This is a genomic window from Streptomyces sp. NPDC051576 (assembly GCF_040681835.1).
Lineage (GTDB): Bacteria > Actinomycetota > Actinomycetes > Streptomycetales > Streptomycetaceae > Streptomyces.
Genome location: NZ_JBFAZO010000008.1, coordinates 74,484 through 89,961, shown reverse-complemented (window position 1 = coordinate 89,961; position 15,478 = coordinate 74,484). Strand labels below are relative to the sequence as shown.

Here is a 15,478-nt window from a genome sequence, read left to right as displayed (position 1 = left end):
CCACTACGTATTCTCTACCCGGAATGAAGTGATATCTCCCGTCGACGGTTGGGAGGAGATTCTCGGGCGCCCACTACCTGAAAGGCAGAACAGGTCCGTCGGCACGCCAACGGACCCTTGCACGATCGGGCTGACGATTCAACCGCTTGCTCGCCCAACTCTTCGCTTGTTACTCTGCGAAAACAGGATTTAGCCGGACCGAAACCAGATCACCACTGTCGATACCCAAGACAGTTCCGCTGGCGATCTGGACGAACTTGGCATCGGCGGAACCGTCTAGTTCAATGGTAATCCATCCGGAAGATGGATCGTATGACACACGCCACCCGTCTCCAGGAACTTCGTAAGAAACCCCGGGTTCGAGCGGGTCATCCGACGAGAGGAATACCCGCCCGGGGGTGATCTGAGGAGAATTCGACTCAGACATCACACCCCGAACGTTCGGGAAATACCCCCACGCGAACAGGACTTCCCGGGACTCAATATCCACCTCAAGCTGGAGGGTATCGATCACCACACTCGTAACTCCCTGTGTCCCGAGCCTCTCGCTCAGCGAATCCCCGCTCCGCGCACTGAAGGAGAATCCGTGCTCGGCCTCGCTGTAGGCAAGAACTCCCTCAAGAAGGGCTCCATCTTGGGTGGAGAATTTCATTTTAACTAACCCTTTGTTCCCTTAAAGAGGAAGTGGACGATCTTGTTGGAATTTGTGTCGATGTTGAGCTCCCATATTCCATTGCTTCCGTTCATGGATCCGGGCGATCTCCATTCTACGACCCCTGCAGCTCCACGAGAATCCATCCTGGGTGCAGTTGCTTCCATGATTTCCTGGAGGAGCAGTCCATTGTTGCCGTTCATGTACGGACGTGCAGCCCTACCGAAGTTGGGGGCATCGACAGCCCGTGTACCAGCGATGTCCCAGGTGTGATTTTCGACCGTTCTGGTCATCCCAATGTTCCGAACATCGGTCTTGGCTCCGGCCGCAGGAAGAAGTGCTGGATTTTCTTCGGGGAACTTTCCACCGAAAGCCAGCATGGGGGCCAGTGCACCATTGTTCCATGCGGCCATGTATTTGCTGGAGTTGGTATCCGCTCCAGCAGCTTTCGCCCAATCGTCGTAGGTCTCTTTCGTTTCTTCAGTGGCGCTGCAGGAAGCTGAATCGAACCAGCAGAACGGATTGGCGAGGTCACTCACCGCGTCAAGGCCGTAGCCTATGCCGGCCAGATGGCCCAGCACGTTCGTCTTGCCGTCGCTGCCCTTCTTCGTCGGGGCCGGGTCTGGCCCCTTCTTGAAGGCAACGCTCGTTGAGTAGTGCCCTCCGTCGGTGCGGACGGTGACGGTCATGGTGCCGCTCCCCTGACCGCCTCCTGCCTTCTGGTACACGAAACCGTGGCTGTAGGTCTGAGTGGAGTGGTAGGTCCAGGTCCCGTTGCTGTTCGGCGACAAGTGGTCCCGGTAGGTGCCACCCTTGCCGTCGCTGCACCCGTACTCACAAGCCGTTATGGGGCGGAGACCGGTGGGGTCAGACATGGTGACGGGAGTGTTGTTGGCGTAAGCGTAGCCATTCAGCGACTCGTGGTCCCCGGGGGCAAGGACGGGGTCGGCGGAGAGGAAACGTCCGGTGGCTGGATCGTACTCGCGGGCGCCGATGTGAGTGAGGCCGGTGTCGACGTCGACGGGTTTACCCAGGAAGCCCTTGTCATCCGGCCAGGTTGAGGATGTGCCGCGTGACTCGCCAAAGGGCTTGGTGTAGCGGCGGGTGATCGCCTGGGTGGTTGCGTCCACTGTCATGGAGGCGGTGCCGTGGTGGTCATCGACCAGCCAAGACAGAGCGGTCTCGGTGCGGACGGCAGTGGTGTCACCGGCGGAATAGTAGCGCTGGGCCGAGAACTTCTTGGCGGCCGTGTCGTAATGCAGTTCTTGACCGGCCAGGTAGAGCACAGTCTTATCGGGGCCGCGCCGGATCAGGAGTTCGCCGTTTGCGTCATACAGGTAGTCGGTGGTCTTGGTGCCTTCGGTAAGGCTCCTCAGTTCTCCTTCGATATCCCAGACGAGACTCTGCGCGGTGCCGGTGGTGCCGTAGCGCTTGGTGGTGTTGCCCTGCTCGTCGTACTTGAAGTCCTTGGCCGTTCCGCCATCGACCGTGACCGAGGTCAGGCTGTGGGGCTGGCCGGCGCCGTTGGCGCTGACGGCCGGGTAGCCGTACACGGTAGTGGTGTTGTTGGTGGCCTTGTGCTCGATCTGGGTGTCGCGCAGACCGCCGGTCTTGTAGGTCCAGCTGGTCCAGTACGAGGCTGGGCCGCCGAGGGCGCTCGCCGAGCGGGCCGCGGCGCAGTCGTTGGAGGACGGGGTCCAGGCCTCAGTCAGGCGTCGGTAGCCGTCATAGGCGAAGCACTGGGTGTCCTTGCCGTTCGCCTTGTCAGTGACCGACTTGACGTTGCCCGTGGCGTCGTAGACGTAGTCGATGTCGCTGGTGTAGCCCGTGTTGGTCTGGTCGACGGTGTGTGTGTTCGCGAGGCGACGGGTGCCGTCCTCGTACAGGTTGAGGATCTGGAGTTGCTTGGCGCCGGTGGAGGTGCCGAGGCGGGTCTCCTCGATTTCGCCGTACGGGGAGTAGCCGATGTTCTGAACGTAGTCCGTCATGCCGTCGGTGCCGGTCAGCAGGCCGAGGCCGTTGTATCTGTTGGTGACGGTCTCGGCGGCAAGGCCGGCCACCGCAGGCATTGAGGTGGACTGGACTGTGCCATCGATGTTGTAAGTGGTGGTCGTAGTGAAGGATTGCGGCGCGTCGGCGTCGGCCACCAGCGGGTCGCTCGCGGCAATGACTGTCTTGGTGCCCTTGGAACGGCCTAGCGTGTCGTAGCCGGTGATGGCTTGGGAGTAGATCTTGCCGGTGGTGCCGCCGACATACCGGATCGCAGCTGTCAGCCGCCCCTTCCCCAGCGGCAGCGAGTCGTAAGTGAATTTGGTCAGGCGATGAGCATCGTCCTTCGTCCCGTCCCATGTGCCGGTTTTGCGGCCGAGCTCGTCATACTCGGTGATCAGCGTCCGGGGGGCGCCGTTGAGGGTCGATGTCACGGTCAGCGGCTGGTCCGCATCGTTGTAGGTGATGTCTATGCGGCCCTTGTCAGGGTCTGTTGAGCTGGACTTGCGGCCACGTAGGTCGTAGTCGTACGTCCACACCGCCCCGTCGGGGCCGGTCAGTTTCTTAAGCTGACCACCGTCCGTGTACTCGTACAGGCTGCGGGTGTAGTCGGTGCCGCTCGGCACGGGACCACCGTATTCGCGGCGTTCGGTGACTCGGCCGCGAGCATCCGTGATGGTCAGAGTGCCGGTGCCGCCCGCGGCGGCAGTGACGGCGGTCCGGTCGCCCTGCTGGTCGGTTTGGGTGCGCCACTTCTCCTGGCCATAGACTCGGAAAACGGACTCGGTGGCACGGCCGGCCGCGTCGAAGACCGTCTCGGTAGAGGCGGGGACGGAGCCAGTGAAGGTGTTGGCCAAGGTGCCCGACGGGGCGTTGTTGTCGTGGACCTGAGCATTCGACATGTATGCCAGGCCGCGATCGTCATAGAGGGTTTCGGAGATCACCCGACCGCCGTTGGGAGCGGGGACCTGCTTCTGACGGGACCGCAGCAAGCCGTCGAAGATCTCGTAAGAGCTGTTGTACGTCTTGCCGTCCGACTTCAGGGCATCGGTGCGGACCCAGGTCTCCTTGTCGTTGTTGACGCTGTACGCGTACACAATGCTGGCCGCGTCACCAAGCGTGCGGGAGCGGTCCGGCTTCCAGACCGACAGCAGACGCCCGAGCGCGTCGAAGGACCACTCGGTGACGCTGCCGTTGGCGTCGGTGGTCTTGGTGGCCGTGCCCCACGCGGGATCCACCTCAGTGGTTGAGGTGTAGGTCTTGGAGTCGGTGCTGGTCTTGGACGTCAACGGCCCGTAGCCGGTGTCGTCGGGGAGGTAAGTGGTCTTGGCGGTCTGGTTGAGCGCGTTCGTCGTGGTGAGCGGGCGGCCCAGCTTGTCGTAGGTGGTGCCGGAGACCTGCTGGTAGACGGGCTTCTTGTCAACCGGGCGGTAGGTCGCGACTCGATAGGTGGCGGTGGTCTCGCCCTTGGTGGGGGCCACACCGACGGCCTGGCCGTCGTAGGCGGTGGTGGTGTCGGAGACGACGTCGTCGGGGATCGTGGGAGTGATCGCGCACGCAACTGCGTAGGTCTCGGTGCGTGAAACCGTGTTCACCACCCAGGCCGAGGTGTTGCGGGCGTAGCTGGTCTTCACGCACGATTCGTCGCCGGTCTTGGCGGCGTCGCCGCTGTCCTCGACGGTCATCGGCATGCCGTACGTGGGGTCGTACGTGGTCTTCTGGGTGACCGTGCGGGTGCCGGTGGAGGTCTTGGTGCGGGTGGCTGTCTGACCGGCCTGGACGATCCAGGAGTCGGTGGAGCCCCAGGTGTAGGTGTGGCTGCCGGTCTTGTAGGACCAGGGGGTGTTGATGGTGCCGCTGAGTTCGTCGGTGCCGTTGTAGACGATGGTCTCGCGGACGAAGCCGGCGTACTGGCGGGAGTCGTCGATGGCGGTGCCGGTGGAGTCGGTGACCTTCTCGACGCGGGCGGTGCCGTCGAGTTCCTTCTCGCCGTTCAGGCCGCGCATGTAGAGGGTGGATTTCTTGGAGCGCGGGCCCTCGGAGTCACCTGAGGTCTCAACGACCTTGCCGTAACCGCGCCACTGGGACCAGGTGCGCTTGGAGGCCTTGGTGATGCCCTCGTCGTCGGCGTAGCCCCAGCCGGCTCCGCCCTGGTAGTCGTAGTAATTCTCGTTGGTGTCGCCGTGGCCGTAGGGGTCGTCCTGGAAGACGGATGTGACGACGTACTTGTGGAACCAGTCGGTGACCGGAGTCGCCCCGGACTGGGACCACTTGACCGGGTAGCAGCGGCGGGTGTTCTTGTCGATGTCCGCCGGCATGCTGGAGCCCCAGATGCAGTCCGGGTCGGAGTAGTTGACGGTGATGGTCGAGCCGGTCTCGGACTTGATGGTGCGCACCCGCCACTTGATGTAGCGCAGGGTGTCCGGGCCGCTGCCTTCGACGTGGTTGGACAGTTGGATGCCCCCGAAGACAATCGGGGGCATGGCGGCGGCGATGGTGTTGGCCTTGCCGGTGTTCTGAATGGACTTCAGCCACAGGCTCGGTGAGGAGGCGTCACCGGTGTCGGGGAAGCTCTGGTCCAGGTGCCAGGTGTCCACCTCGCGCCGGGTGGTGCCGGTGCCGGTCCACACGGAAGTGGTGATGTCGGTAAGGCGCTTGCGGGTGAAGAAGGCCGGGCCGATCTGGGTGGTGCACTTGGTGCCCGAGGCGCAGATCATGTCGTAGGGCACGTCGGGCCAGTTGGCCTTGGTGTCCGCCGTCAGGCTGGAGCACGAGGTCAGGCAGCGCTCGGCGTAGTTGAGGCCGACCTGCTGGGCGGCGGGCTTGCTGTAGATCAGGTCGCTGCGCAGGCCGTAGTCGATGCGGTTGAGGTAGCCGCCGCGCGTGTAGGCGGTGCCGTTGACGGTGGTGTCGGCGTTCTTGGAGTAGTAGTTCGTCTCCTTGGTGTACCAGTACGAGGAAGCGTTGCCGTGGGGGTCGACGACGTAGTCCAGGTTCCAGCGCCAGGCCTGGTTGCAGGACGAGTCGGCGAAGCCGGTGGACTTGTAGCAGGGTTCGCCGGAGTCGTCGCCGAACACCGGGACCGTCCATACGGAGTTGGTGACCGCGTCGTCGTCAGCGGTGTCGGTAGTGCCCTTGTCGCTCCAGCCGGGCAGCCGCTGCTTGCCGAAGAAGTACTGGATGCCGGAGGCGTCGGTCACCTTCCAGTACTCGGTGTTGTCGTCGCCGTTGCCGGTGGCCCCGGTCAGGTGCTCGACGCGGGTGCCGTCCTCGTTCTTCAGCTTCCAGCTACCGCCGGACGCCTGGGACATGGCGGCCGTGTCGCAGGCGGCCTTGTCCGCGCAGGCGTTGACCAGCTCCACCGCTTTGCCGTTGAGGACCAAAGTGGCGTTGGAGTACTTCCAGCAAAGGTCGCCCTTGCCGCTCTGGCCGTCATCCTTGCAGGAGTCGTACTTGCGCTCGATGTAGGACTCGGTGAACGAGAAGCCCTCGCCGACCACCGAGGTCTGGTTGTTCTCCCCGGCCGTACGACCGTCCACCGAGGCGGAGCTGTAGGAGAGCGACAGGCTCGGGGCCGGGCCGGCCGTGGCCGGGGGAACCCGCAGCGGATAGTTCCAGGTGAAGTCACCCGTGCTGCCGCCGGCCTCCCAAGTCGCGGTCGGGGACAGCGAGGTGGCGCTGTAGTCGCTCCCGCCGCCCGAACTGTCGGCCGCCGCCGCCATCACCATCCGGGTCCCGGCGGACACCGTGCCCGACACCGTCTGCGTCTGCGTGTCGTTGTCCGCGCCGGCCACCGGGCGCTGGATACGGCAGGACTTCTTCTGCGGCGTCGTCAGCGCACACGCCGGGAGCGTGACCAAGCGCAGACGGGGTCCGAAGTTGCCGCCGTAGACGTCATTGAAAGAGGAGTAGTCGACGGAGACGCGGAGTGCGCCGGACGCGTTCTTCGTGGGGGCGACGGTCAGCAGGACGCCGTTGACGCCCGCCTTCTCCGCAGTCGACCGGGGATGGACGCTGAGTGCCACCTTCTCGGTCGCCCCGGTCTTCGTGCCGGACTTCCGGGCGAGCTTCACGCCCAGCCCGCCGACGGTGACCGAAGTCCCCTTGCTCACCGGGACACTGGCTGTGGCCTTCCCAGCCTCCGGCCACGTGGCCTTCTTCAGCCGGTCCCGGGTCTTTCGGGCGGCCGGGGCGGCCTTGTCCCCCGGCGCCTTGGACGTGCCGGGCCTGAGCACGCCCACCTTGTCGGTCTTCGCGTCGGGCCGGTTCTCCAGCGGCTTGCGGGAAGCTGCGGGCTGGGCCTGCGCCGCGAAGTCGTAGCCCGAGGGGATCACGACTTGCGGCAGGACGGAAAGGGAGACGACCAACGCACCACGGCCGAGCCAGCGGCGTATGACCGCCCCTGGCACACGGGTGCGGAAGGGTGTTGAGGACACGGTGATTCCCAAATTCTCGGAGTGGGGGATGCGTGACGAGAGGCACGGAGCAGGGCGGGACGCGTGATGGTGCCCGCCCCGCCTCAAGGCCTCGCTACTGCTGCTGCTCGGTGTTGCGCCGGTTGGCGATCGTGTCGGTGGAGGTGACTCCGGCCCAGACACGGACGCTGTCGATCGTTCCGGGGAAGTAGCGGGCTGCGGCGCCGTTGATCTTCGCCCGGCCGATCTCGAACGCCCCACCGCCCTGCCAGGGGGCGGTGTACGGCACGCCATCCTCGTCGCCCATCAGGGCACTGTCGACGTAGAGCTTGAGTCCGCCGAGCTTGGAGGTGTCGTCGGGGTCGGCCGCCGCCTGGGCGTCGTAGACGACCGACAGCATGACCGGGACGCCCAGTTGGGCCGTGGTGAAAGCGGTGGACTCGCTCTTGGTCCACACCGCTCCGGTGCCGTCCTTGTCGGGGCGGCCGAAGGTCCACCGTCCCTGGGTGCTGCCGGCCGGCTGCTCGTACCAGACACCCCAGGCGGACTGACTGGTCCCTGACTGGCCGAAGACCTGCACGGAGTACGACTTGCTGGTGTCGGCGAGCTTCGCCGGGTCGAGCGTCACCCAGGCGGTCGCGGTGAAGGAGCCGGAGTCGTCGACGACCGGGCCCGTAGCGGTCGCGTAGGCGCTGGCGCCGTTGAGGCTCATCGTCTGCGTGGTCGTGACCTCTTCGCCGATGTCCGGGTCGCCGTGACTGACCTGGGTGAGCGCGGCGCCGTTGAGGGTGAGGGTGCGGCCGAAGCCGCTGGTGTCCTTCACCGTGGTGCCGGTCGCGTTCGCGATGTCGGTGGCGTCCCACTTGGCGACGAGCGCCGGGACCGGGTCGCCGGAGGTGCCATCGCTGAGGTCCTCGTCCTCCAGCCAGGCCTCGTGAGCGACCTCGGTGTCCGCGAGCGCGCGGGACCAGACCTTCACCTCGTCGATGGTGCCGCCGAAGTTCTCCTTGCCGGCCCCTGAAGCCAACAGGCGACCGATCTGGAGAGCGCCGGATGCCTTCCACGGGGTGACCGGGAACGGTGTCGGAGTGCTTTGCGGAACGCCGTTGACATAGAGCTGGATGGTGTTCGCCGCCGCGTCGTAGACGCCCGCCAGATGGGTCCAGGCGTTCAGGACCGGGGGCTTGGTACCGATCGAACGAGTGATCGCGGGCTCGGTGACATCCGTCTGATGACGGTTGAAGACCCAGGCGTTGTAGGCCGTGGAGTAGTAGAGCTGGAACCCGGAGGCGTTCGTGCCCGCCTGCGACAGAACCGTGTAATTGACGTCCTTCTTCGTCAGCCGTGCCCAGGCCGACACGGTGAAGGACTTGGTGGTGTCCAGCACTGCACCGGAGGTGGAGAGGTACGCGGTCGTGCCGTTGAGCTTGGCCGCGCCGGAACCGCTGCGAGACAGAGTGTCCCAGACGGTCCCCGAGGACGTCAGCGGGTGCTGGGTCGCGGTGGTGGCATCGGTGAAGCCGTTGTCCAAGTGCCAGATCCCCGAGGGCTGTTCGGCCCCCTTCACCAGGAAGCTGTAGGAGCCGGTGTTCGAGCTGTGGCTCGCCGCGTCGAAGCCCCAGACCTGGATGGTGTTCTCACCGGCCTGGTTCGGCGTGATCGTCTGGGTGGTGGCCGCGCCCTTGGCGACGGAGATCGGAGCAGAGACCGCGCCGCTGTTCAGCTTCCACTTGTAGCTGACCACGTCCGACTGGATGCCGGCCGTTGTGGGGTTGGTGTCCGCGGGAGTGAAAGTGAACTTGCCCGGTGTACCCACCCCGCCTGCGGCCGGATCGGTCTCCGCCGGCTGATAGACGCCATCCGCGCTGGTCACCGCCGGAGGCGGCGGGGAATCGGTGTCGACCCGGAAGTAGCACCACGACGACCAGGCAGAGTCCAGGACCCCCGTGACGCCCCGGTCCGTCTTGTAGTACGCCTGCGTCTTCACCCGCATCCGGTAGTCCGTCTGCGCCGGCAGCGCACTGGAAGACGCGTCGCGAACGGCGTTGTCCGCCACCCAGGCACCGTCCGGCGAGGCCGCGTACCAGGCACGGCTGGAGCCGTCGGCCTTCCACACCTCGAACAGGGCCCGCAGTTGGGCGTTGGAGCCGTCGGCCGACTGCACGGTCGCCAGCATCTTCGGCGTGGTGTCGCTGGTGGCGAAGGGCAGCGAGGAGGCGTTGCAGGCACGCCCGGTGGTGCCCTGCTGGACGCCGTAGGAGGTCGGCTTGCCCGGGTAGGACACGTAAGTCACCGACAGCTTGGCGTCGTTGCGGAACCGCGCCCACGCGCCGGCGTCCGACTCGTCGTGCGCGGTCAGCGAGAAGGTGATCTGCGGATCCTTGTTGGTGGCGGCGGAGGCCAGCGTGGTCGTCAGGTTCTCGTTGGGTTCATCGGCCACGTTGTCGCTGAAGCGCACCCAGTTCGCCGGCTGCGACGGACTGCACAGGCTGCCCCGTCCATAGGCCACGTTGCGGTCGCCCATCAGGTCGTCCGCGGTGGGGCGGCTCGACCATGTGGTGCTGGAGGAGATGCCCTTGGTGACATGGCTCAGGTCGTACCAGTGCGGGTCACAACTGAACGTCCAGAGCTGGTAGACCTCCATCGTCGCGTCGAGGACCTTCTTGCCGTGGATCGACGAGAGCGGGTACTCGAAGTACATGCGCTGGGTGTACGGGGTGTTGGAACAGAGATAGCCCGCGTAGTTGGAGCAGCGCCCTACGCCCTTGTCCCCGTCGAACTCCCAGTACTTGGTGCCGTTGGAGGCCAACGCCGTCCAGTCTCCCAGCGCGATGCCCTTGGTCGGCGGGTCGATATAGAGCGGGAAGACGGTGTCCTCGCCATGGAGCAGAGCAGGGTCAGGCGTGATCTCCAGGGTGGACCCAGCAACCTTGAGCGGGAGTTCGGCCGCCGCGTCACCGCTGCCGGGGCCCTCCGTGGGAGCGAGTTCCCCCTTGGCGGCGGGCAACGGGGTCGTGTCCTCCGCTTCGGAGGCCTCGGCAGCCTGGGAGGTGGTGCGCATGAGCTGGGTGCTGACACCGGACGAGGTCGCAGGTGCGTCCCCGGCCGAGTCCCACATCCGCCCCACCGGGCTCTCGAAGACCGGCGTGCCCTCGTCGTCGCGGGCGACGAAACCGCCGTCAGCGGTCGGAGTGATGTCCAGGCCGCTGCCGGAGGTGGTCATCCTGATCGTCGCGAGCGCCGGATTCCGGGCGGCCTCGGCGGTCTTGACCACGAGCACCGAGGTGTAACCGGTACTCAGTGCGGTCAGCCGCAGATCGACATCGGGGAGAACTGAGGGATAGGTGGCCGTGGCACCGTCGAGCCGGGGCTCAGGGAGCGCGGTGGGCCAGCCCAGCTTCAGTTCGTGCCCCTCGTCCTCCAACGTGACCAGCCCGTCGCCGCTGCCGCCGCCCGAGAAGGTGAGGTCGGCGGTCGTGTTCTTCGCCCGTACCGAGCCGTCGGCCTCGTGGGTCAGGGTGGTGTCGATGGGGGCCCAGGTGCCGTCGTCCTGTCGGGCACGGACCGGGGCGGCGTTCATCTCCTGAGTGAACGTTCCGTCAGGGTTGGCGAAGACCTGGGTCGACTCTGTCGTCACGTCGTCCACCGGCACACGCTCACCGGTCTTCGCCGCGAGCGCGCTCGCCTCCGACTCTGGAGTGCGGTCCGCCGCCGTACTGGCACCGTCCACGGCGAGTGCCTGCGCCGCCGCGACCCCGGCCGCCGGAACCATACCCCCCAGAAGTGCGACTACGGTCGCCCCGCTGCCCACTACCCGGCGCCAGTCATATCGCCGTTGTCGCGTGAACACGCCCCCACCCCGTTCTTAAGATTTCCTTACCAAAAGCTGTGAGGATCATGTGCAAGATCGGTGCAGAGGTCAATGGTGTCGCGTGTCACATCAAGCCTCTCCTGTACAGATCGCCGCGCATGCATGTCAATCCGGGTACGCACCCGGATCGGGACATCTCTTCCGTGGTCATGTCGACGCTCCGACCAACTCCGCTTGCTCGGGCTGAAGTTGACCGAGCGCGCCAGAGCACGCCCATCAATCCGGGGGACCCATACCGGGACAAGGGCAAGACTCTGGGGGCGGTTGGAGATCCGATCCAGCGGCTAGTACTCCAGCTGTAGATCGTGATCTTCATGTCCGATTCGCGGCTTGTCGGCGGTAATGGCTGGCCTGGGCTCGGGCCTGGTGGCGGCGGCGCCAGGCGGACCAGCGGAGCCGGTGGGCTGCATCGTGCACGGGCCGGACGATCAGCGTCGTGAACAGTCGCTGGATCTCGTTGCAGGTGAGCGGGATCAGTTCGTCCGGGGCGGGATGGCGGGCATGTTCGTCGGCGCGGACGACGGCGAGGAAGGCGTGAGCGAGCATGGCGAGGGTGACCCAGCGGGACCAGGAGGTATAGCGGCGAACCTGGTGCTCGTCGAGTGCGGCCAGGCCCTTTCCGGATTGGAAGAACTCCTCCACCCGCCATCTTGATCCAGCGACTCTGACCAGTACGGCCAACGGCACGGACGCGGGCGAGTAGCAGCGGTAGTAGGCGAGTTCACCGGTGCTGCGGTTACGGCGGATCAGCAGCTGACGACTCCCGGGGCGGGGGTCGGCGAGGTCGATGACTGCCCAGTTGTAGAAGCGGTGCCCCTTGGGCCCGGCCCCTGCCGATAGCTTCTGCCAGGCCCGCTTGGGCACCTTCTTGGACAAGATGTCCGCACGGAACTTCCCCGCACCGGTGGTGACTTCGTGCGAGCAGGCCACCGCGAGGACGTAGCCGGTGCCGCGTTCCTCCAGTGCGGTTCGCAGCTTCGGGTTGCCGCCGTAGACCTCGTCCCCCGCCACCCAGGCAGCCTGATGGCCGGCGTCCAGGAACCGGGCGACCATACGAGTGGCCAGCTCCGGCTTGGTCGCGAAGACGGTGTCCTCGTCCAGGCCCGCAGCCCGGCAGCGGTCGGGGTCCAAGGTCCAGGAGCGCGGAACGTAGAGTTCCCGGTCCACGGCGGCGTGGCCGCGCTGACCTGCGTAGACCAGATAGACAGCGACTTGGGAGTTCTCAATCCTGCCGGCGGTGCCGGTGTACTGGCGCTGCACCCCGACCGTGCTGGTGCCCTTCTTCACGTCCCCGGTCTCGTCGACCACCAGTACCGCCCGGTCGTCGTGCAGATGCCCCGCCACGTACTCCCGTACGTCGTCGCGTACCGCATCGGCATCCCACTTGGCCCGGCCCAACAGGTGCTGCATACCGTCCGGAGTGGTCTCGCCGGCCCACTCCGCGATTGTCCAGCAGTTCTTGCGTGGCAGGTCGGCCAATAGACCGAGCACCAACCGCGCCGCCCTGCGCCGGGGTTCGACCCGGGCGAAGCGCCCCGCGATCCGGGCCATCAGGCCCTCGAACGCGTCCCGCCAACGGGCGGGTTCTATGCTGTGACCTGCGGCCACCGTCTCTTCGTCAGTCCACACAACTCACGATGATTAACGGTGGCCGCAGCCGTCTTATCGTCGGCCCTGACCAGCCAACATTACGATCTGTGCCTGGAGTAGGCGGCGGTCGAAGGGGCGACGCAGGCGCGCCGTCCCGTATCAGGAGGACATATGCGACGTGGCGAAGTCTGGTGGGCAGATTTCAACGAGCAGCGGGCAGTCGTACTGCTGTCGGGAGAAGAGGCGTCCGGTTTCTTGGCGATGCAGATCGTCGCTCCCGCGGGCACCGATCTCAGCGGCGTGGCCGTTGAGGTGGCAGTAGGTGCCCCCGAAGGACTGCCTCTCGAAGGCGTCCTGAGAGTCGCACTTCCACGTCCCGACCTCATCCCTTGCACGTGGCTGGTCACCCTGGCCAGGGAAGACCTGATCGGGCAGGCGGGCGTCCTTCCGTCCGCGAAGCTCAGCGAGATCGAGGATGCCCTTCGTCTCGGTGGACTCAAGTAGGCAGAGAGGGATGGACGCCGCCGATGGCGCGGCCGGTCTCGTCGAGATGGTCAATGGTGGCCGCGCCATATCAGCGGCGCCCCCACTCGCAAGATCACGATCTACGGCTGGAGTACTAGATGATTCCCGATATCCGTCGAGATTTTCTCGGCTGCTTCCCAGTGGCGCCATGCGTCACCGGTGCGGCGGTCGCCTGCCGCGCCCATCGCGGCGAAGAGCAGAAGCGCTCCTTGTACCGAGGCCTCGCTGCAGGAGGACGGCCGCGCGACGTGCTGGAGTGCGGCCAGAGCCGTCTCCTCCGCTTCGCGGGGCTGGTGCGCCGTGAGAGAGGTCATGGCGGAACCCCATCCGGCCAGCGCGATGAGACGGCCGTCGTCGGACATGTCCGCGGCCAGGAGCGCGCGGTCGGTGAACTGGGCCGCCAGGTCCATCGCCCGCACCCCGTAGGCGAACCGTTGTCCCAGGAGATAGACGTGTGTCGCGATCGAGTACACCCTGCGCCGCTGCGGGCCGGCGGTGGAACGTGTGAGCGCCGCGGTGCCGCTCAGCAGATTGGGGAGGAGAAGGCCGAGTTGGGTGTTCTGTGTCCGGGAAACGTGCCAGGCGTCCCAGGCATGCCGAACTCGGCGTTCCTGCTGCTCCGGTGTGCAGGGTGGCGCCTCTGGTACAGGCTCAAGGTGTGACTGCGTCAGCACCCGGCGGACCAGAGGAACAACCGGATGCTCGGGCACGTCCAGTGCCGTGGCCGTGAAACGGCGCCCCACGAGAGAACTCAGGTCATCGATCCGCAGCGCGCGAGACAGGACGATGAGATTGTCCAGCCGTAGGGCTCCCCGGCCCGTCTGCTCCAACAGGTTCAACCAACGTTCGGTGCGGCCGACCAACTGAGCCAGCTCCCGCCGGGAGAGGCCGCGCCTGCGGCGTTGCCCAGCGACTCTTGTTCCGATCAGCCTGGCAAGGTCGTCATCGACCGGCTCGGGCATCGTTGTCACCCCCGTGCCAGAATCGGGTCTGACGCTGCTCGCGCCTGTAGTGGAGGCCGTGAGGCAGGTGATGGGGGGCGAGCGCCGTATCGAGCGAACCAGGGGAACCGAGGTGTCTGCCGCGGAGGTAAAGGGACCGGTGCTGTACGTCGTGGCGTGCGGCGGATATCCGGCTGAGAGCTTGCCGTCCCTGGTGGAGTGGGCCACCGCAGCCAGTTGGGATGTCTGCGTAATCGCCACGCCCAAGGGTCTGGAGTTTCTCGACGTACCGCAGCTCGGCGTTGACCGGGCATCCCGTCCGCTACGACTACAAGCAGCCCGATGCTCCCGACATACTGCCGCCGGCCGACGCCTTCCTGATCGCGCCCGCAACCTTCAACACCATCAACAAGCTGGCGAACGGGATTTCCGACACCCTGGCCCTGGGTTTGCTCAACGAAGCCGTTGGTTTTCAGATGCCGGTGGTCGCCGCGCCCTGGCCAAACAACGCGCTGGCCCGGCGAATTCCGTTCCGGAAGAGCGTTGAAAGTCTCCGGGAGGAAGGAGTTACCTTCGTCTTGGATGAGGATGCCTTGCCGGCGCCGAGATCCGGGCGGCCTGGTGCCGAGACCTTTCCCTGGCATCAGATCCGTCGGGAAGTTTGCAACATCCGTAGGAGTCTGGCGAGTTGACGCAGGCAGTCCGCCCGGGTTCTGGCTGCCACGCGCGCAGCTTCTCCGCAGTAGCACCTGGCTGCCGAGCAGACAGAAGTCAACAGCGTGCGCGCCTGTCCCGAACCGTAACGGGCTCATACCTGAGTTGAGTGCAGGAGCGCCCACACGACGCGGCCGTCTCCGTTTCCGGTCCGGCTCACACCCCAGCGCTTCGCCACGGCTTTGACGATCATGAGTCCGCGGCCTCCTTCGTCGTGGAGACCGACGTTTTGCGGCCTCGGAGTTGACTGGCCGCTTCCGTCATCCGCAACGGTGATCAGCAACCAGTCGCGTGAGGCTCCCAGGCTGCAGGTGATCACGTCGCTGGCTGTATGGACCACTGCGTTGGTGAACAGCTCGCTGATGACGAGTGCCGCCGTGTCACGTTCCTCGGGTGCGGTGCCCCAGGTTTCCAGGTGTTCCAGTACGAGATGACGTGCCTCACGAACGGCTTCTCCACCAGCCGATAAGGCGAAGACGGTGTGGCGTTCGCCGTCTTCGAGGACGGGAGCCGGATCTCCGAATGTGGCGGCGTCGGTCAGGGCCACGGCAGATTCCTAACGTGGGGCGAATGCCGGACACGACCGCGCGGCACAGGAACCGGCGACGATGTCGCGGTCCCTGTTGGATCAGTGAGCCTGAGCCGCCGTATAAGAACTCGCCCCAGAAGCACGGGGCTTGACGTAGGCGGGCAGGGCAACGCAGCACATTCGAGGGGCACGGTGCACGGCATCCAGGGCGGGTCACCCGACGGCCTGGCGGTGCACCCATACGGGGCAGGC

General features: G+C 65.8%; 8 protein-coding genes. 2 read left to right on the top strand and 6 right to left on the bottom strand.

The features are described 5' to 3' along the window. Positions 1-169: 169 nt before the first annotated feature. The 4 genes from AB0M63_RS25970 to AB0M63_RS25955 all read right to left on the bottom strand — a co-directional run bounded on the left by AB0M63_RS25970 (position 170) and on the right by AB0M63_RS25955 (position 12,478). On the bottom strand, positions 170-652 hold the full coding sequence (locus AB0M63_RS25970) for a hypothetical protein (protein WP_355915141.1): 483 nt from the start codon (positions 650-652) through the stop codon (positions 170-172). A 5-nt stretch (positions 653-657) separates the two neighbouring features. Further along, positions 658-7,077, bottom strand: coding sequence for an RHS repeat-associated core domain-containing protein (locus AB0M63_RS25965; protein ID WP_366021086.1), 6,420 nt, complete (start codon positions 7,075-7,077; stop codon positions 658-660). A gap of 94 nt (positions 7,078-7,171) precedes the next feature. Then, positions 7,172-10,828 carry a LamG domain-containing protein gene (locus tag AB0M63_RS25960; protein ID WP_355915135.1) on the bottom strand — a complete coding sequence of 1,219 codons (3,657 nt, stop codon included), beginning with the start codon at positions 10,826-10,828 and terminating at the stop codon, positions 7,172-7,174. A gap of 411 nt (positions 10,829-11,239) precedes the next feature. Next, entirely contained in the window at positions 11,240-12,478 is a 1,239-nt protein-coding gene (locus tag AB0M63_RS25955; RefSeq protein ID WP_355915481.1) for an IS701 family transposase, read from the bottom strand. Between the two features lie 210 nt (positions 12,479-12,688). Between AB0M63_RS25955 and AB0M63_RS25950 the strand changes: the two genes are divergently transcribed. Then, positions 12,689-13,021: a type II toxin-antitoxin system PemK/MazF family toxin gene (locus tag AB0M63_RS25950; RefSeq protein ID WP_139580846.1), complete on the top strand. Its 333-nt coding sequence runs from the start codon at positions 12,689-12,691 to the stop codon at positions 13,019-13,021. A 101-nt stretch (positions 13,022-13,122) separates the two neighbouring features. On the opposite strand, the gene AB0M63_RS25945 is transcribed toward AB0M63_RS25950, so the two are convergent. After that, complete coding sequence (locus AB0M63_RS25945) at positions 13,123-14,004, bottom strand: hypothetical protein (protein ID WP_366021085.1); 882 nt, start codon at positions 14,002-14,004, stop codon at positions 13,123-13,125. Between the two features lie 281 nt (positions 14,005-14,285). On the opposite strand from AB0M63_RS25945, the gene AB0M63_RS25940 reads away from it, so the two are divergent. Further along, positions 14,286-14,675 (top strand): flavoprotein, encoded by a 390-nt coding sequence (locus AB0M63_RS25940; RefSeq protein WP_366021084.1) that lies wholly within the window; start codon positions 14,286-14,288, stop codon positions 14,673-14,675. Positions 14,676-14,791: 116 nt separating this feature from the next. On the opposite strand, the gene AB0M63_RS25935 is transcribed toward AB0M63_RS25940, so the two are convergent. Continuing rightward, on the bottom strand, positions 14,792-15,244 hold the full coding sequence (locus AB0M63_RS25935) for an ATP-binding protein (protein WP_366021083.1): 453 nt from the start codon (positions 15,242-15,244) through the stop codon (positions 14,792-14,794). Positions 15,245-15,478: the final 234 nt, after the last annotated feature.